Source organism: Roseateles oligotrophus (assembly GCF_025717515.1).
Lineage (GTDB): Bacteria > Pseudomonadota > Gammaproteobacteria > Burkholderiales > Burkholderiaceae_C > Paucibacter_A > Paucibacter_A oligotrophus.
Window position 1 is genome coordinate 322,063 of record NZ_JAJIRN010000003.1, and the last position, 17,110, is coordinate 339,172.

Here is a 17,110-nt window from a genome sequence, read left to right on the forward strand (position 1 = left end):
ATGCGAGTCCTGGCGCAATTCATTGCGCGCTTGAAGGGGCTAAGCCTTGGCGGAGCGTGGCGGCCGAAAGCTGCGCTTGAGCACCGCCGCGCCGGCGCCGCTGCCGCTGTCGGGCGCGACGGCATCGTCCGTCACCAGCGCGCGCTCGGGCGCGCAGCGCAGGGCGGCAAAGGTCGCCGCAAGCTCGCACTTCAAGATCTGCAGTTGCGCAATATGGGCGTCGATCTGCGTCATCTTGGTCTGCAACTGCTGCTCGATTTCGGGCCGGCCGAATTTGCCCTGCGCCAACAGCGGCAGGATGGTGCGGATCTCCTGCAGCGAAAAGCCCAGCGCCTGCGCACCGCGTATGAAACGCAGTTGCTCCGCCTGGGCCGGCGCATAGCTGCGGTAGCCGTTGTCCAGCCGCGCCGGCGCCGCCAGCAGGCCCTGCTTCTCGTAGTAACGCACGGTGTCGGCAGAGATGCCGCAGGCCTTGGCGAGTTGACTGATGTTCATGGAAGCGATGAAAAAGAGTTGCCGGCGGCTTGACCTTGGAGCATAGACCAATCTTTAAGCTTCGCATTCATCTCGTCCAACAGCCCTCAGGCAAGCACTCTTATGCGAACTTTTCTCCACATCTTCTGGCAGTTGCTGATGGCAAGCGCGCTGCTTGGGTCGGCCAACGCCGCGCAAAGCCAGGCCCCCCAGCTCCCCGAAATCGGCTTCGCCATCATCAAGACCTCCCGAGTCGCCGTGATGGAAGGCCTGCTGGTGCCGGGCGGCAGTTTCACCAAACAGATCGACTCCAATTTCTCGGCCTTTTTGATCAAACACCGGGATGAATATTTCTTGTTCGACACCGGCATGGGGCGGCAGATCGACGGCCAATATCATGCGGATATGCCGCTATGGTGGCGACCCTTCTTCAAGTACGAGGCCCCCGTGCTGCCGGCCCGCGAGCAACTTGACCGCGCCGGCATCGCGCCGCTGAGCCGGGTCATTCTCAGCCATAGTCATTGGGACCATGCCGGCGGCACGCTGGACTTCCCCGAGGCGAAGATAAGCGTGGCGGCCGCCGAGATGGCGTTGATTCGCCATCCAACGCGCGGGCCGGGCGGCACCTGGGCATCGCAGATCGCCAGCGAGACGATCAAATGGGACTTGCTGGAATTCAAGCCGCAGCCCTATCGCGGCTATCCGCAAAGCCTCGACCTGTTTGGTGACGGCACGGTCGTGCTGGTGCCCATGCCCGGCCATACGCCGGGGTCGATCGGCATGTTCTTGAAAGTCGACAGCGGGCAGGTCTACTTCTTCATCGGTGATGTGGCCTGGACGGTCGATGCCATCAAGGCCGGCGCGCCGAAGTTCTGGGCCGCAGGCGCCTTGGTGGATGGGCACGCCGAGCAGACGCAGAGCAGCGTCGAGCAGCTGCGCGCCCTGATGCTGAAGGAGCCCGCAATGCTGGTGGTGCCGGCGCATGACAGCGCTACGCAAGACCGGCTGGGCTACTTTCCGCAGTGGGTAAAGTAGCGATCCATTCCAAGCAAAGAAATGGTCTCTATGCACGGCCCCAGCCCCGACAACCCGCACCCGATGCCCGGCTTCCCCCAAGTCGCCTTCTTGAAACCGGCCTTGAGCACCAATCCCAACATATCCGTCGGGGACTACAGTTATTACGACGACCCGGACGGCGTGGAAAACTTCGAGCGCAATGTGCTCTATCACTTTCCCTTCATCGGCGACAAGCTGGTCATCGGCAAGTTCTGCGCCATCGCACGCGGGGTGAAGTTCATCATGAACGGTGCCAACCACAAGACCTCGGGCGTCTCGACCTTCCCCTTCTTCATCTTTGGCGAGGGCTGGGAGAAAGCCGCGCCGCAGCCGGGCGATTTGCCCTACAAGGGCGACACCGTGATCGGCAACGATGTCTGGATCGGCTATGACGCCTTGATCATGCCGGGCGTCAAGATTGGCGATGGCGCGATCATTTCATCGCGTGCTGTCGTGGTCAGCGATGTGCCTGCCTATGCGGTGGTGGGAGGCAATCCGGCAAGAGTGATCAAAGAACGATTTACCGATGAAGTAGCGCGGCAGCTGCAGGCCATCGCCTGGTGGGATTGGCCGCCCGAGCGCATCACCGAACAGCTCGCCTTGATTGTGGCCGGTGATGTCGCCGCGCTGCAGCTCAGCGCAAGTTCAGCGTAGTTTCAAGGCCTTGGTCACCTCAGACCAAGGCAGGTACTTGAAGTTCTGCGGCCCGTCGGGCAGGCGCTTGTGGCCGTCTTGCACGACGATCAGGCCCTGCCCGTAAAGCCCCCCGAAATCGGCCGAGCTGACGTCCAGGCCGTCGGTCTCCGAAGTTCCATCAATGCCCAACTGCGCATTGATGCCGATGCGAAAGCCGCCGCGCAGCGCGAACGGCGGCTTGGCGTCGAGCACCAGATAGCTGTGATTGCCCTGCGAGGACACCAGCAAATAGCTCGGGGCTCCGGGCTTGCCCTGATAGAGGGCCAGCCCCTCGACATCGGGCTGCAACTCCGCGCCCACCGGCATCACCAGCTGCGGCTTGGCCGGCACTTCGGCGCGCGCGTCGACGGCCCAGATGCCGCGCTTTTCTTCGCCGACAAAGAGGCGCTGCTCGGCCTCATGCACCACGCAGCCTTCGGGCTGGCTAGATAGCTTGAAGGCACGCAAGAGCCGCGCCTGCCATTGCCCTTGTGGATTCAGCTCGACCCGGTACTGCTGAACCCGGCCGTCCTTGTCGTTAGGAAAGACATCCAGCTGGCCGTCCGGCGTGCGGCCGACGCAGAGACCGTAGATGTCCGTCAGGTCGGTGGGCAGGCGGGCCAACTCGCTCACCCGGCCTTCGGCGTCGATGCCGAACAAGAGCAGGGAGTTTTCATCGCGCTGGGTGGCGACGGCCAGATCCCAGGTCTTGCCACCGGCTTGAATGCGCTGGCGCAGGTCCACATTGTTGATGCGCCCGACCTCCAGCAACTGTTGCTCACGCCCGCTCAAGTCATAAGTCAGGAGACCTTGCTTCTTGTTGGTGCCCAAGACCCGGCTGCGGCTCGCGTCGAGCGGGTGCAGCCAGATTGCCGGATCATCGGCGGCGTCGCCCAGGCGCTCGACCGGATCGGTCTGCGCCGTGGCCTGCAGCACCGGCCAGTCGTAGCGTTTGGGCGCTGGCTCCGCCTTGCCTTTGCTCGGCACTTTGACGAGGCGGCGCTGCGGCTTTCCCTCGGCCTCGGTGCCATGCTCCCACAGGCCAAGCCCGGCCTCGTGGACCTGCAAGACCTGGCGTCGGTCATCGACCCGGCAGCCCTCGGGTGACGGCGCGGTGGCCAGGCGCCGCAGGGTGCGGGCACCCTTGTCGGTGATCAGCCATTGCTCGCTCAAACCTTCTTCACCGAGCAGGAACAAATGCAGCAAGCCCTGCGGATCGCGGTGCAGGCACAAGGCATCGACCGCAAAGGTCGGCTCGGGCAAATCGCGCGCAAGCAAGATCCGACCCTCGGAGCGCACCAGCACCGGGCGGCCTCGGTCGGCGTCCAGCAGCACGGCGACGGTCTCATGTGAGCCTTCAACACGCTGATCCCAGCGCTTGGCGCGCAGCTTCAGACTATCAAGTTCGCGGCCGTTTTCGTCCAACAAATGCAGGCCGGCTTTGTCCAGCTTCAGCGAGGTGGCGGCCACGGCCGGCTGGCCCAAGAGCAAAGACAAGCCGAGCAGGGCTAACAAGAAATTCGCACGCATCAGAACACCGCCAGCTTCAGACCCAGCTTGTAGCTGCGGCCGTATTGCTCGTACTGCGAGTTCAGCGCCGAGCGGCCGGCATAGACGTAATAGGGCTGGTCGCTCAGGTTCAAGGCCTCGAAGCTGATCTGCAGCTTTGGCGTGATGTCATAGCGCAGTGAGAAGTCCAGCTGCGTTTGCGCATCAACCCACATGTCCTTGGCCGGATTCAAGACATCACCGACTTCCAGCAGGTACGCCGATTTGTAGTTGGCCGCAAGCCTGGTGCTCAAGCCATAGCCCTCCCAGCCCAGGCTGAAGTTGAGGCTGCGGTCTGACTGACTGGGCAGCGCCAACTTGCGCTGCTGCCACTTGCCCTTTTCAAAGCCGCCAATCGTCGCCTCCGAGCTCACCAAGGTCGCATTGGCGCCGACGATCAAACCATTGAACGGTGCCGGCAAGCGGCGCAGCGCCTGGCTATAGGACAACTCCAGGCCGCTGACCTTGGCCGCTTCGCCATTGGCATAGCTGATGGCCGAGTCGAAGCCGACCCAAGCGCCTTGGCCGGCGAGATTGCTGCGGTAGACAAAGTCCTTGATGTCTTTGTGGAAGACGTAGGCGGAAGCCGCGCCGTCGCGGTCAATCCGGCGCTCAAGACCGAAGTCCAGATTCTGCGAACGCAGTGGCTTGAGCTCGGGGTTGCCAAACTCGGCCGTCTTGTCTTCAATGACAAAGCCGGGGGTCAGTTGGCCAAAGGTCGGCCGCACGACCGACTCGGTGTAGGCGGCACGCAATTGCGTGTCTTGCTTGAGGTCATGGCGGATCAGCAGCGCCGGCAGCCAATGCTTACTGCTGGTGCTGGTCTGCTGCGGGCTCAGCTTGCCATTCTTGTTGCCGGTGCCGCTGGCATTCATGCTGAAGGACTCATGGCGCAGGCCGGTGATGACTTGGGTCGACTTCAGCTCGACGCGGGCTTGCAAATAGGCGGCGCCGGTGTTTTCTTCGATGCGGTAGTCATTGACGGCGGAGTCGCTGGCGACACGGAACTCGGCCGCCTTCAAGGGCGCAATCAGCTGCCGAATCGCGGCATCGCTCAGATTCGGGCCCAGCTCGCCCCAAGGGTAACGCGGCATGCCCTCGGCGACCACCGCCCCCATAGCGAGCTGGTCCTTGCTGAAACCATAGGGCGGCTTGCCCAGCACCTTGGTGCCATAGCTCCAGACCTCGCGCTCATTGTTCTTCTCGCGCCGGGCCAGCTTGAAGCCGCCCTTGATCTCGAGGTCCACGCCGGATAACTCCAGATCGCGCAGCAAGTCCAGTTTCAGATTGCGCTCGCGGTCGGTGGCCAGGCTCTTTTCCATCTTGATCTTGTCCAGAGCGAAGTCCTTGGCGCCTGCCATGCTGGCCGGGCCGCTGACGATGGGCTGCTGGCTGTCTTTGAAGGACAGGCCGCTCTGGCTGAGTGGGTTCTTGTAGGTCGCGCCGGACAAGGTGTCGGGCTTGTCCTCGCTGGCGCGGCCGGCACCGATGGCGGCGAGCAGCTTCCAGTCACCCCAGCGGCGCTCGCCACCCAGGCTGAGTGAATCGATTTGCGACGCTTCTTCACGCGCCTTCAAGGTACGCGCGGCCTTGGCCGAGCCGCTGGCACCTTCCGCCAAGGCGGGCGAGAACTCCAGCGTTTGGGCCTGGCGCTGCTCGGTGTCGGTAAAGCGGCTGCTGAACATGCGCAGGTAGTAACTCTGCAAAGCATCGGGGTGCAGATCCAGATTGAGCGCGGCACCACGGCGTTCGCGCGTGATGGTGTAGCTGCGACGTTCCAGCTTGCTCAGCGCCGGCTTGGCACCGGCGAGATCCCAGGCACCGCCCGTCTCGACGTTGTCGGAGCCGAAACTGCGCGCGTCGGTGCTCAGGGTCAAGGCCACGCCCAAGGTGTTGGTGAAAAAACGATCGCTATAGATCAGCGCCGCGGCGGGCTTGGTCTTGCCCGTCAAATCGGCGTAGTTCAGGCCCGCAGACAGGGTCAAGAAGCGGCCCGGCTGGTCAAAGGCCGACAAGGTATTGACCTCGACCGATCCGCCCAGCGAGTTGGCGTCCTGATCCGGCGTGGCGGTCTTGGTGACCACCAGGGAGCGAATCAACCCGGCCGGCACCACATCGAGACCGACGGCCCGGCGGTCGGCTTCGGCCGAGGGCACCAGGGTGCCGTTGATGCTGACGGCATTGAGGTCGGGGCCGAGGCCGCGCACGCGGACGAAGCGGCCCTCGCCTTGGTCGCGTTCCACAGAAACACCCGGTATGCGCGCCAAGGCCTCGGCCGCATTGTTGTCGGGCAGTTGGCCGATGCCGTCGGCATGCACGACGTTGATGATGCCCTGAGCCGACTGCTGTTTGGCGAGCGCATTACGCAGGCTGGCGCCCTGGCCGGAGACGAGCACGGTGTCCAGCGTCTTGGGGGCGGGTGTGGTTTGGCTTTGCGCCGAAACTTGGGCCGAAAAGGCGGCCAGCAAGCAAAGGCTGAGGACGGACGGATTGAATGGATATGTCATGGGGGTGGGCATTGTCGATCGGGGTGGAAGTGGGTGGGGCTGAAGTGCTGAGGCCGCACCTTAGGCAGGCCAAATGTCTGAGCCGTGACAGTCGGCGCCCGATCCCCGCCAGCGGCCGGATCAGCGCAAAGCGCCGCCCGCGCCTGAGCTTTTAGAACCCCCACGAACCACAAACTCGCTTTGTGACAAGCCTTGTCACATTCGCTAATTAGCATCTCGGCCCATGCACTCACTGACCCTGGCCTTGAAAGCCCTGCGTCCGGCGCCCTTGGCCCCGGTCTTGGGCCTGACCCATATTGCGCATCTACTGGCGCTGCCGATGGCGGCCCTGCTGTGGGCATTCGCCAGTTTTGGTGAGCCAAAACCGCTGCTGCAATGGCGCTGGGTCGACATCGCCGGCGAAGGCGGCATGGGCGTGATGGCCGCGATCTGGTTGTTTCAGCTGCGCCTGAGCCGGCCCGGCGGGCGCGTGACCGATCTGCTCTGCCTGGGTTTGGCCGCGATGATGCTGGGCCAATGGGTGGATGTGCTGGACGAGTTCTGGCATCTGCCCAAGGCGATCTATTGGGACAACTGGCTGGAATCGAGTTTGAACCCGCTGGGTGCCCTGCTCCTGACCCTGGGCCTGCACCATTGGCGGCTGGAGCAACGCGCGCTGACCGAACAACTGCTCAAGCGCGAGCGCCTGTTCCGCGAACACCGCAGCATGGACGGCATCACCCAGCTCGGCGATGCCGCCTATCTGCAGGCGCAAATCGCGCTGGAGCAGCGCATGCAGAGGCCCGGCGCCCTGCTAATGCTGAGCCTGGACGGCTTCGACACCGTGACTCGCGAGCTGGGCCTGGCCGAATCCGATCGGCTTCTGCAAGCGGCCAGCCATCTGCTGCTGTTGAACTTGCACCCCGAACATCTGCTTTGCCGCTTTGCTGCCGACCGCTTCTGCGTGTTGATGCCGGGCGCCGATAGCGACGGCGCACGGCTGCAGGCCGAGCATCTGCAGCAGGCGCTGAACGGCCTGGCCCACCACAGCCGCGGCGGCCAGCGCCTGCAGCTGCGGGCCTCGCGCGCCTGGGCGCCGCTCGACGCAAGCCAGCCACCCGAGCAGCAGCTGCTGAGCCTGAACGCTCGTTTGATGAGAACTGCCAGATGAGCGGCCAGGATCCGGCGCTGGCCGCAGCGCTGCTGGGTCTGTGCCCCCCGGTGGGCGCGGGCCCCGGCACGCCCTACCAGCTCGGCACGCGCTGCCTGGCCTGGGCCCATTGGCCGGTGCTGCTGCTGGAGTTTGCGCGCAGCCGCGGGCTGGACCCCGTTGCGCTGCAACGCGAGGCCAGCCTGGGCGGCAATGCGCCGATCAGCCCGCAGCAGTTGCTGAGCCTGCTGGCCGCCGTGCAACAGCAGCTGCAATCGGCCGACACGCCGTTTGTGCTGGGCCAATTGAGCCTGCCCGGCCATTACGGCCTGCCCAGCCACGCGCTGGCCCAGGCCTGCAATCTCGGCCATGCGCTGCAATTACTGGTGAGCCATGCGGGCCACCTGTCGCCGCTGCTGACGCCGCGCCTGCTGCAGCATGGCGATGAGTTGATCCTGCTCTGGACCGAGGCCTGCGGCGTGCCGGCGGCGCAGCGGGGTTTTGTCGTCGATATGCAAATGAGCGCGGTGACGGCGATGTGCCAATGGCTCGGCGCCGAGCGCCTGCCCTGGCGCTTCAGCTTCAACCGCACCCGGCCCCGCGAGCTGTCGCAGCATGCGGTGTTTCTGGGGCAAGATTTGCAGTTCGATTGCCAGGTCGATGCCATGCGCCTGCCCTTGAGTTTGGCCGCCAGGGCCTGGCCGCGCGGCGTGCCGGGCAGCATGGCTGAACAAGCCTTGGCCCAAGGCGCGGAGCCGGCCTCGCGAGCGCGTGGTTTGCTGGCGGCGCTGTATGACCATCTGCTGCCACGTTACCGCGACGCACCCTCACTTGATCAGGCTGCGGGCGCTTTCGGCGTTAGCGCGGCGACGCTGAAGCGCCATCTGGCCCAGCATGGCACCCATTACCAGGCCCAAGTCGACCAGGTGCGCACCCATGTGGCGCTCTATCTCTTGCTGCTGCAGGGCCGCAGCAACGAGGTCGTGGCCTCGCAACTGGGCTTTCACGACAGCAGCAACTTCCGCCGCTCCTTCAAACGCTGGACCGGGCTGGTGCCGAGCTTGCTGGCTTGATGGCCTCTACTCGCTGCTGAGAAACTTCAGCCCCAGGATGCCGACGACGATCAGCGCGATGCAGCCGATGCGGGCCAGCGTGGCCGGCTCCTTGAAGAACAAGATCCCCAAAACGGCAGCGCCGACCGCGCCAATGCCCGTCCACACCGCATAAGCCGTGCCAACCGGCAAGGCCTTCAGTGACAGCCCGATCAGCCAAAAGCTTGCCGAGGCAGCAGCGAGGGTGATCGCGGTGTACTGAGGGTGGGTGAAGCCCTCCGAAGCCTTCATGCTGATGGCCCAGACGATCTCGAACAGACCGGCCAAGACCAGCAGGCCCCAGGCAAAGGGAGGTGAAATGGATGCAAACATGGGGATGATGAATGAGCTCAGTGATTGGCGGCACAGGCGGAATGCCGATGCGCTGACGACACTGTAGAACCGCCGAGTGCTCGGCGGCGCTCGCGTCCGACGGATGGCCAGCAAGCGCGACGTTTGGCGACCAATACGAACCGCGTCTTCAGTGCGGACGCCATCTTTGCCCACCCCGACCTGCAGAACCTGCGCCGCTTCTTGCTGGTCACCACACCAACACCGCGCCGCAGCTTTATGCGCAGTTCGGCGTCACGCCTTCGGCCAGGCCGGCAACAAGGCTCAAGGCTTGCGCTTGGCAAGCGCCTGCTTCTGGGCGTCGGCCAGTGCGCGCTCAAACGCCGCAGTGGCGGGCGAGAGCTGCTGGCCGGCCTTGGCCTGCGCTTCGTCGCTCAACTCCTCCACCACGCGAAAGCCTTCCAGCGCACCGATCAGATCCGGGCCGCGCGAGCCGCGCTGGGCGCTCGTGAACAGCGGCCAGTGCCAGGAGCCACCCTTCAGCACGCGTTTGCTGCAGTCGCCGTCGAGGCGGGCCCTGCCGTCGGTCGGCGCGCCCTCGTGGGTCGGGTTTTGGCAATCGGCGGTGTACTCGTTGATATTGCCGATCATGTCGTACAGGCCGAAGGCGTTGGGCTTGTACATGCCCACCACGCTGGCGTAGCCGGCGCCGTCATCACAGGGCACCACACCAATATGGTTCTTGGACTCTAAACCGTCGTAGTCGCGCTTGATGGCAGCCTCGGCGGACTGGTCCGCGACGTTGGCATAGGCACAAGACTGCGTGCGGCCGATATCGTCGCCCCAGTAGTAAGGCGTGTTGCTGCCGGCGCGGGCGGCATATTCCCACTCGGCCTCGGTGGGCAGGCGGTACTTTTTGCCGGTCTGCTGGGCCAGCCATGCCACATAAGCCTGAGCGCCGCTCCAGCCCAGACAGGTCACCGGCTCGAATTCGCCGCTCGTATGTTTATTGCCGGCCCAATTGCCGGGCAGTTCGTCAAACCATTCTTTGCTGGCCATCTGATTGCAGACCTTGGGCGCTTGGTAGCCACTGGATTCGGCAAATCGGCGAAACTCATGCGCGGTGACTTCATACTTGCCGATTCGAAAGGCTTTCACCGTCACCTGGTGTGCCGGACCAATGCTTTTAAGCTGGCGGACTTCACCCTTGGGGCCGTTTTGCACCGGCTGGTCGCTGCCCATCGTGAAATTCCCGCCGGGCAGGGTTTGCATAATGGGTTCGATCGGCCCGCCGGCCGCATGGGCGAGCCCGGCGATACTGATGGCCACAATCGAGCTTGAGGTTTGAAGGATGGTTTTATTCATGCGGCAAGTCCTGAAAGATGAAGCCGCTATTGAAGCGACGCCGCCGCCCCGAGTCCTAGCAAAAGCCTAGCTTTTGATGCGTATAGAAAATTTATAGACGCTGAGCCCCCCGAACCCATGGATTTTCGATTCGCGCAGTACCGTTTTGACACCGCCACGCTGATGCTGTGGCGGGGCGAGGAGATATTGGCACTGCGCAATAACGAGGCCAAACTGCTGGCCTATTTTTTGGGCCACCCCGGCCAGGTATTGAGCAAGGAACAAATACTCGACACGGTTTGGGCCGGCAAGGTGGTTTCCGAGCAGGCGGTATTTCAGGCCGTCAGCAATTTGCGTCAGCAGTTTGGTGAGGACGCCATCAAAACCTTCCCGAAGAAGGGATACCAATGGCAGATCGCCCTGGATACTGAAGCGCCGGCAAGCGATTCGCACAGCAATACCGCGCTTGACGGGGTTTCACCCGCAGCCCTGGCGCCCAGCCCTCGGCGATTGGGCTGGTGGGTGGCGGGGGCCTTGGGGGCGCTGTTCTTGCTGGCGCTCGGCTTGCTGTTCAAGGCCTGGGCGCCGGCCGCTCCGACTCAACAGCCGGTGCCCTTGTTGCTGAGGATTCAAGCGCCTGCGCAAGCGGCCTTGGGCGCCGAGTTTCAAGCCGCCTTGCTGCAGCGTCTGCGCGCCGAGCCCGCTCTGCAGGCGGGCGCCGCACCGCCCGAGTACAGCGAGGCTCAGCTGATGGCCGCGCCGCAACATTACGCGCGAGCGCTGTTTGAGCAGCCGGCCTCAACCAGCGCTGCGGCGCCGACGAGCACGGCCGGCTTGCTGCTGACCGGGCGGGTGCAGCGGCATGGCGACCAGCTGCTGCTGAGTTTCAGCCTGCAGGGTCGCGAAAATCGTTGGTTTGGCGATCTCAGCGCTGGCTCGGCGGCGCAGCTGGAAGAGCAACTGGCCGCCTTGCTGCGCCGCGTGGCAGCGCAGCGCGTGCTGTGGGAGAGCAAGGACCAGCGTCTCGTCAACGCGCAGCTGCAACTGCTGCACAGCGAGGCGCCGCAAAGCCTGCCCATTCTGCGCAACCTGGTCGGCAATTTGCTCGCCATCGGTGATTCGCAAGCCGCGCAGCTGCGGGCGGACGAGTTACTGCAGCAGGCCAAGCAGGCCCAAGATCTGCCGCATCAGGTGCATGCCCTGCATGCCTTGGCACGTTTGGCCCTGGAGGCTGAGCAGACCCAGCGGGCGCAGGACCTGCTCGACCAAGCCCTCGCCCTGGGGCGCGAGTTGCAAGACGCCCGCCTTCAAGCGCTCACCTTGGAGCGCTACTTTTCGGTCCACCTGATCAGGCAGGATTTCGCGGCTCTGGAGGAGACGCTGTTGCAGGCATTGCGTCTGGCGCAAACGGCGCAGAACCCGGCCCGTGAGTCCGAGCTCTTGTTCGCCCTGACACTGGCCAGCTACAAATTCCAGCTCGACACCAAGCAGGATTTCTACCTGGCACAGACCCGGGCGCTGTTTGACAAACTCCAGCTGCCGTCCTGGTCCTACGCAGAGCTGGAGTTCTTCACCGGGCTCAATAGCGCGACTCCGGCCCAGGCCGAGCAGCTCTACAAGGCCGCGCTGCAACGCTTTGCCCCCGGCGAGGCCGCCCCCGCCAAGGAGCGCGCGATGCTGCAACTGGTACAGCTCTACCTGAAGCAGGGCCGCAGTGCAGAAGCCCTTGCCTTGGTGGAACGCGAACCCAAGCCCAATGCGGCCGAGCTCTTGCTGCTGGCCCGGATCCATTTCACGCAGCCGAAGCAGCAAGGCCTGGCCCTGCAAAAGGCCGAGGCCGCCTTCCGGGCCGGCAATCTGGCCGGCGACTACCTGACGACGCTGGATGCGGCCCTGTTCTTGGCCGAGCGGCGGCTGGCCGACGGTGCGGCGGAGGCTGCTCAGCCCTATCGAGACTACATCGGCAAGAACGCTACGCCGCAATGGCTGCGTCAAAACCAGGCGGCGTTGAAGGGCCTGCAGGCCAAAGCCAAAACCGAGCCCGATTGAGCCCCGGCTGTTGACATCGCAAGCCTTCAAGCCGGGAACCCGCGTGCATGTGCGGCCCTGAACTCAGGCCCTTGTTTTCTGCACAGGGCGGCGTCGAACCGCCCGAGTCACCAGAACGAGGCCGGCCAAGAGCATCGCGGAACTCTGTGCCTCGGGGACCGCAGACGTGATGTCACCGGTGAATTTATGCAGATTGATCTTGCCGCGCTGGTCCAACTGATTGACCAAGACCGAGCCCTCGATGCTGCTGTGATGGGTCAGCTTGGCCAGGGGCGCCAAGATCGTCCCGCCGAACTGATTACTGATGTTCAGGCTGCTCGCGTTGTAGAAGTTCCAGATCGCCTTGCCGCCCAACTGGGTGGCGCTGCCGTTCAGAAAATTGCTGGCAAAACTCAGGCTGGCCTCGTCAACATTGAAGATGACGGTGTTGGCACCGTTCAGCTCAAAGGCAAACTCGCCCTTGGAGAAGATCTGCTTGTCAAAGCGGCTCAGGTCAAACACCGCCAGGCCTTGGCTATTGGCCAGGGCGCTGGAGGTGACCCGCTTGCCCTTGTTGCTGATGCTGACACTGCTGCCGGTGCTGGCCAGACGGCTCAAGGACCTGGACAGGAGCAGTTAGGATGCCCCATCTTTACCACGCCATCCGCCTACACGCCCATGAGTGCACTTACGATCAGCAGCGACAAGTCGCTGCTCGATCTGCCCTTGATTCACCGTTTTTTGAGCGAGCTGTCAACCTGGGCGCTCGGCATCCCGCTCGCCACCGTACAGCGCGCGGTGCAGCATTCCCTGTGTTTTGGCGCTTACCTGGACGGTGCGCAAATCGGCTTTGCCCGCGTGATCACAGACGGCGCGACCTTCGCCTACCTCTGCGATGTGTTCGTGCTGCCCGAGCATCAGGGGCAAGGCCATAGCAAACGCCTGATGGAGGCGGTGATGGCGCATCCCGAACTGCAAAGACTGCGGCGCTTCTTGCTGGCGACCAGCACCGCGCCGCAGCTCTATGCTCAGTTCGGCTTCACGCCATCGGCCAAGCCACAGGCGTTTATGGAGCGCCTGGACCCGGACGTCTACAAACGCGGCGCGCCGGCTTAGCCCGAGTTCTCAAGGCTATTTGGCGGCGACGTAGATGCCTGCGCAAACCATCGTATCGCCGACACCGCGCTCGCAGTAGGACTTCTTTTCTTCGTAGCCTTTGCCATCTGGCCTGGCAAATTTGTACGGCCCGTACCAACCCTTGCCGGAGGACTGGACCATCGTGACCATGCCTTTGATAAAGGCCTTGCCGTCAACGTCGGTGATGGCCAACAGGTTCTTTCCAACCATCTTTGGATTGGCCCCTTGTGCCAAACAGGTGCCGCCAAAGTCGTAGACGAAGACGTACAAATCTCTGTCCTTGAACGCCCCGTCAGGATGCTCGGTGAAGCTTTTGTAGGCGACATCCGGCCCGCGTGCCTTCAGCAGGGCAACGGCCTTGCCCACCATTGCCTGAGCTTCCGCCTCGGTGGCCCTGGGTTCTTCCGCCTGGGCAGGGTTGATGGCCAGCAAGGCGCAGGCGGCCAATACGAAACAGCTACGTGAAAGCATGAGAAATCCCCATAACAAAAGCGCTGATTGAAAAGATGGCGACCCGACTCCTGTGCGTTCGACCCGCCTTCGAAAGAAGATTAGAGCAGTAGAAGCCCTCCGGCTGTCGGTACAAAAGAGCACCAATTTTGACCGATTTCAAGAAAAACAGCATGAGGCCGACGGTGTCTGGCTATCGTTGAATCGGCGGCATGGCCGAGTTTTTCACGGACATTCTGGCCGTCAATCAAGCCATGACAGGCTTCAGGCGCGCTCGCTGGACTCTGTTCTAAGATCAATGCATGTCCAATGCCAACAACAAGCTGAATCTTCTGTCCAAGGCAGATGGCCCGTTCAGGCCGCATGGAAGGCTGGAATTGTGGTCCGAAGGCTCGGTCTTGCGGGTGCAGGCCGAAGGGCCGTTCAATCGTGAAGCGGTGCTGGCGCTTGGCGCGGCCATCAAGGAGTTCTATCAGATCCTGCCGCCGGATCGAAACTTTGTCTACCTGCTCGAATTTCGCAGCAGCCTGATGGCCTCGCCCGAGGCATTGGCCGCCTTTGCCGACTTCTTGAAAGCCATGTCCACGGCCAAGACGGCGCCCAAGGCGGTGGCCTTTGTGGTTGCGGCGGCGGTGGAAGGTGCTTGTCTGATGTTGCCTCTGTTTGCCCGCCTGTATGCCGATGCTGGGCGCGAATTCTCGGCCTTCGAGACGATGGCCGCTGCCGAGGATTGGTTGCGCGAGCGCCTACGGTCGCTCGCCGATTGAATCCCCCACGTTCCTAGGCGGCTAAAACACCGGGCGAATCAGATCCAAGGCGCGGGCAGTTGCTCGGTGGCCAGCATGCGCTGCACGGCCGGGCGCGCCAGCATGCGCTGCAGATAGGCGCCGATCAAAGGGAAGTCGCGCGCCGGCCGACTGGTGAAACCACGCGTCCAACGACAGAGCATGAAGGCCATCGCGTCAACCGCACTGTAGTCGGCGCCCAGCAGCCAGTTGCCACCATGTTGACTCAACTGCGCCTCCACTTGCGCCAGCAACTCGACCACCCGTGCTTCGGCTTGCGCCTGCACCTCGGCCGCACCGTCGCTGTTGCCTTCCTTGACCCAGCGCTCGGGGTAGAAATAGGCCAGCAGAGCCGGCTGCACCGTGTTGGTCAACCAGACCAGCCATTTGTAGGCCTGCGCCCGCTGAGCCGTGCCGACGGCCGGCAGCAGGCCTGCGGCGGGATGGGTGTCGGCCAGATGCAAGAGGATGGCGGCCGCTTCGTAAAGCACCGTCTCGCCGTCCACCAGCACCGGAATCAAACCGTTGGGATTGAGCTTTAGGTAGTCGGCCGATTTGTGGCCGTTGTTGGCCCGGTCCACCTGCTTGAGTTCGAAGGGCTGACCGATTTCTTCCAGCAAGAGATGTGGCGCCATGCTGGCGTTGCCGGGGAAATAGTGAAGTTGAATCATCTGCGAATACCTGTTGGCGGGCCTGTTCTTGTGTCGACCGGCATCGTAACGGCACAATCTGCGCAAGCTCTCACTTCAATGAATTTCTGCCATGCGCCCGATCGACCTGCCTTGCCCCCCAGACCTGCGCTGCATGGAGCTAGAGCCCGAAGACATACCGGCCTTGCAGCGCTTTTTCGATAGCAACCCGGAGTATTTTCTGGCTGTGGGCGGCGAGCCGGCCGGACCCAATTTGGCGGAGGAAGAATTCCATGAATTGCCGCCGGCCGAGCTCAAGTACAACAGAACCTACTATCTCGCCTTTGTTCCTCATGCGGGCTCCGCGCCTTGGCGAGCCATTGCGCAACTCACCAGCGATCTGATGGCCGAGGGGGTTTTTCACATCGGTTTGTTCATCGTGGCTACCGCGAACCATGGTCAGGGTGATGCGCAGGCCTTGTTGGCCAGCATCGAGCGCTGGGCGGGGGCTCAGGGTGCTCGCTGGCTGCGCCTGGGGGTCGTCGTTGGCAACGCCAGGGCCGAGCGATTCTGGGCCGCTCAAGGTTTTGTCGAGCTGCGCCAGCGCCATGGTGTCGCCACCGGGCCGCGCCTCAACAGCATCCGCGTGATGCTGAAACCCTTGGCCGGCACGACGCAGGCGGAGTACCTGGCCCTGGTGGCCCGCGACCGGCCGGACTGCTAATCACTCAAACCAGCGGCTGCCTGTGCCCTCATCCTGGCATGAATATAGGCCCCTTGCGGGATGTGCAGCAGGTCGGCGATGCGCCACAGCACATGGCGTTCATGCTCACTGAGGTGGCCGTCGGCATAGGCGACATGCCACATATGCTCGATCATGCGGAGCTTCTGTGGCATCTCGAAGTTCGCGTTGATCCTTGAGGTAAAACCGAACCAATCACTGGCGGCTTTGGCCTCCTGTTCGGCTAACTCGGTCAGGCAATTGGCCTCATCCTCGCTCAGCGCGAACTTGTCGCACAGCGCGGTCAACACCGCCGCGCGCTCCCCGGCATGGAAGCTGGTATCTGCCCGCATCACTTCCACCAGCATCACGGCGGTGGCCAGCTGCAGCGCATGTTCTTCGTTGGCCGCTCCGGGCTGTGGCGGCAGCAGGCCGTCGAACAGGTTTTTGAGTGTCTTCATCAACATGGCGTCATCATGACATGGCGCTCGGGCCGCTCACTGCTGGTGCAGGCATTCTTCCAAGGTCAGTCCCGTCATCTGCCGAATGCCGCGCGCCAGATAGAAGAGCACACCCATGGTCAAGAGCATCGAGGGGATGGCGATGATGGGCCAGCTGAGCAGATTCATGCGGCCGAGCTCGGCATTGAACTGCTCGCTGCCGGCGGGGCTGCGCACGATCCAGACCGCCAAGGCATAGTTCATCACGCTTGAAAAAGCGAAGCTACCGGCCAGCATCAGCGTGCCAATGCGCAGCCGCTGCTCGAAGGCCGCAGCGGCTGCGCGCTCGGCAAGCGCCGCTTCGATGCGCGGCACATTCATGATGCTCGGATGAAAAACCATCAAGTGCACCAGCGGCCGCTTGCTCAGCAGCGACAGCAACACCGCGATGGCGATCGCGCCCGGCACCGCCGCCTCTTTGATGGCGAGCCAGCGCGTGTCCAAGGCGAGCAGGGCGATGCCCCCGGTCAGCAAGGTGCTGGCCAGCCCCAAGGCCGCCATGCCACTGAAGCGACGCTCGCGCAGGCCGCTGTAGATGGCCCAGGCGAGTGGAAATGCCAGCGCCAGCAGCAGCGCGCCGACGTTACCCAAACGCTCGGGGCCGCTGAGCAGCATCAGCACCAGGGACGGCAGCAAGACGGCCAGCAGCAATTCGGCCAGCGTGTTTTTGGGGCGTGCGGCCGGGGTGACCGGAGAAGAAACTGATGTTGCAGGAGTGGGCATGGCTGGCAATCGGGCAAAGGTT

18 protein-coding genes are annotated in these 17,110 nt (G+C 63.4%); 8 read left to right on the forward strand and 10 right to left on the reverse strand.

The genetic code is table 11. From position 1 onward, the window contains the following. Positions 1 to 39: 39 nt before the first annotated feature. On the reverse strand, positions 40 to 495 hold the full coding sequence (locus LNV07_RS07545) for a MerR family transcriptional regulator (RefSeq protein ID WP_263570569.1): 456 nt from the start codon (positions 493 to 495) through the stop codon (positions 40 to 42). Positions 496 to 597: 102 nt separating this feature from the next. Between LNV07_RS07545 and LNV07_RS07550 the strand changes: the two genes are divergently transcribed. Both LNV07_RS07550 and LNV07_RS07555 read left to right on the forward strand, forming a co-directional pair. Next, complete coding sequence (locus LNV07_RS07550; RefSeq protein WP_263570570.1) at positions 598 to 1,509, forward strand: MBL fold metallo-hydrolase; 912 nt, start codon at positions 598 to 600, stop codon at positions 1,507 to 1,509. A gap of 21 nt (positions 1,510 to 1,530) precedes the next feature. Next, entirely contained in the window at positions 1,531 to 2,184 is a 654-nt protein-coding gene (locus LNV07_RS07555; RefSeq protein ID WP_397545533.1) for a Vat family streptogramin A O-acetyltransferase, read from the forward strand. Here LNV07_RS07555 and LNV07_RS07560 read toward each other — a convergent pair. Both LNV07_RS07560 and LNV07_RS07565 read right to left on the reverse strand, forming a co-directional pair. Further along, positions 2,176 to 3,735, reverse strand: a complete 1,560-nt coding sequence (locus LNV07_RS07560; RefSeq protein ID WP_263570572.1) for a phytase — start codon at positions 3,733 to 3,735, stop codon at positions 2,176 to 2,178. The genes LNV07_RS07555 and LNV07_RS07560 overlap by 9 nt on opposite strands. Beyond that, positions 3,735 to 6,260, reverse strand: coding sequence for a TonB-dependent receptor (locus LNV07_RS07565; protein ID WP_263570573.1), 2,526 nt, complete (start codon positions 6,258 to 6,260; stop codon positions 3,735 to 3,737). Before LNV07_RS07565 ends, LNV07_RS07560 begins: the two co-directional genes overlap by 1 nt. Before the next feature lie 223 nt (positions 6,261 to 6,483). On the opposite strand from LNV07_RS07565, the gene LNV07_RS07570 reads away from it, so the two are divergent. Then, entirely contained in the window at positions 6,484 to 7,410 is a 927-nt protein-coding gene (locus LNV07_RS07570) for a GGDEF domain-containing protein (RefSeq protein ID WP_263570574.1), read from the forward strand. Then, positions 7,407 to 8,462, forward strand: a complete 1,056-nt coding sequence (locus LNV07_RS07575) for an AraC family transcriptional regulator (protein ID WP_263570575.1) — start codon at positions 7,407 to 7,409, stop codon at positions 8,460 to 8,462. The genes LNV07_RS07570 and LNV07_RS07575 overlap by 4 nt, the downstream gene beginning before the upstream one ends. A 6-nt stretch (positions 8,463 to 8,468) precedes the next feature. Here the strand turns inward: LNV07_RS07575 and LNV07_RS07580 are convergent, their stop codons facing one another. Together LNV07_RS07580 and LNV07_RS07585 are read right to left on the reverse strand one after the other, a co-directional pair. Further along, complete coding sequence (locus LNV07_RS07580) at positions 8,469 to 8,813, reverse strand: DMT family transporter (protein WP_263570576.1); 345 nt, start codon at positions 8,811 to 8,813, stop codon at positions 8,469 to 8,471. A 282-nt stretch (positions 8,814 to 9,095) separates the two neighbouring features. After that, a complete protein-coding gene (locus tag LNV07_RS07585) occupies positions 9,096 to 10,136 on the reverse strand; it encodes a formylglycine-generating enzyme family protein (protein WP_263570577.1) in 1,041 nt (346 codons plus the stop codon). A gap of 117 nt (positions 10,137 to 10,253) precedes the next feature. On the opposite strand from LNV07_RS07585, the gene LNV07_RS07590 reads away from it, so the two are divergent. Further along, positions 10,254 to 12,164 (forward strand): winged helix-turn-helix domain-containing protein, encoded by a 1,911-nt coding sequence (locus LNV07_RS07590; RefSeq protein WP_263570578.1) that lies wholly within the window; start codon positions 10,254 to 10,256, stop codon positions 12,162 to 12,164. A gap of 63 nt (positions 12,165 to 12,227) precedes the next feature. On the opposite strand, the gene LNV07_RS07595 is transcribed toward LNV07_RS07590, so the two are convergent. Next, a complete protein-coding gene (locus LNV07_RS07595; protein ID WP_263570579.1) occupies positions 12,228 to 12,761 on the reverse strand; it encodes a choice-of-anchor A family protein in 534 nt (177 codons plus the stop codon). 60 nt (positions 12,762 to 12,821) lie between these two features. Between LNV07_RS07595 and LNV07_RS07600 the strand changes: the two genes are divergently transcribed. Further along, complete coding sequence (locus LNV07_RS07600) at positions 12,822 to 13,259, forward strand: GNAT family N-acetyltransferase (protein ID WP_263570580.1); 438 nt, start codon at positions 12,822 to 12,824, stop codon at positions 13,257 to 13,259. Between the two features lie 15 nt (positions 13,260 to 13,274). On the opposite strand, the gene LNV07_RS07605 is transcribed toward LNV07_RS07600, so the two are convergent. After that, positions 13,275 to 13,712: a cache domain-containing protein gene (locus tag LNV07_RS07605; protein WP_263570581.1), complete on the reverse strand. Its 438-nt coding sequence runs from the start codon at positions 13,710 to 13,712 to the stop codon at positions 13,275 to 13,277. A gap of 320 nt (positions 13,713 to 14,032) precedes the next feature. On the opposite strand from LNV07_RS07605, the gene LNV07_RS07610 reads away from it, so the two are divergent. After that, positions 14,033 to 14,497, forward strand: a complete 465-nt coding sequence (locus tag LNV07_RS07610; RefSeq protein WP_263570582.1) for a hypothetical protein — start codon at positions 14,033 to 14,035, stop codon at positions 14,495 to 14,497. 38 nt (positions 14,498 to 14,535) lie between these two features. Here LNV07_RS07610 and LNV07_RS07615 read toward each other — a convergent pair whose 3' ends face one another. Then, positions 14,536 to 15,186 carry a glutathione S-transferase family protein gene (locus LNV07_RS07615; protein ID WP_263570583.1) on the reverse strand — a complete coding sequence of 217 codons (651 nt, stop codon included), beginning with the start codon at positions 15,184 to 15,186 and terminating at the stop codon, positions 14,536 to 14,538. 91 nt (positions 15,187 to 15,277) lie between these two features. On the opposite strand from LNV07_RS07615, the gene LNV07_RS07620 reads away from it, so the two are divergent. Continuing rightward, the gene (locus tag LNV07_RS07620) at positions 15,278 to 15,868 is read left to right on the forward strand and encodes a GNAT family N-acetyltransferase (protein ID WP_263570584.1); all 591 of its coding nucleotides are present in this window, start codon (positions 15,278 to 15,280) and stop codon (positions 15,866 to 15,868) included. On the opposite strand, the gene LNV07_RS07625 is transcribed toward LNV07_RS07620, so the two are convergent. Together LNV07_RS07625 and LNV07_RS07630 are read right to left on the reverse strand one after the other, a co-directional pair. Continuing rightward, complete coding sequence (locus tag LNV07_RS07625) at positions 15,865 to 16,326, reverse strand: tellurite resistance TerB family protein (protein ID WP_263570585.1); 462 nt, start codon at positions 16,324 to 16,326, stop codon at positions 15,865 to 15,867. The genes LNV07_RS07620 and LNV07_RS07625 overlap by 4 nt on opposite strands. Positions 16,327 to 16,362: 36 nt before the next feature. Next, positions 16,363 to 17,088: a VC0807 family protein gene (locus LNV07_RS07630; protein ID WP_263570586.1), complete on the reverse strand. Its 726-nt coding sequence runs from the start codon at positions 17,086 to 17,088 to the stop codon at positions 16,363 to 16,365. Between the last annotated feature and the right edge of the window lie 22 nt (positions 17,089 to 17,110).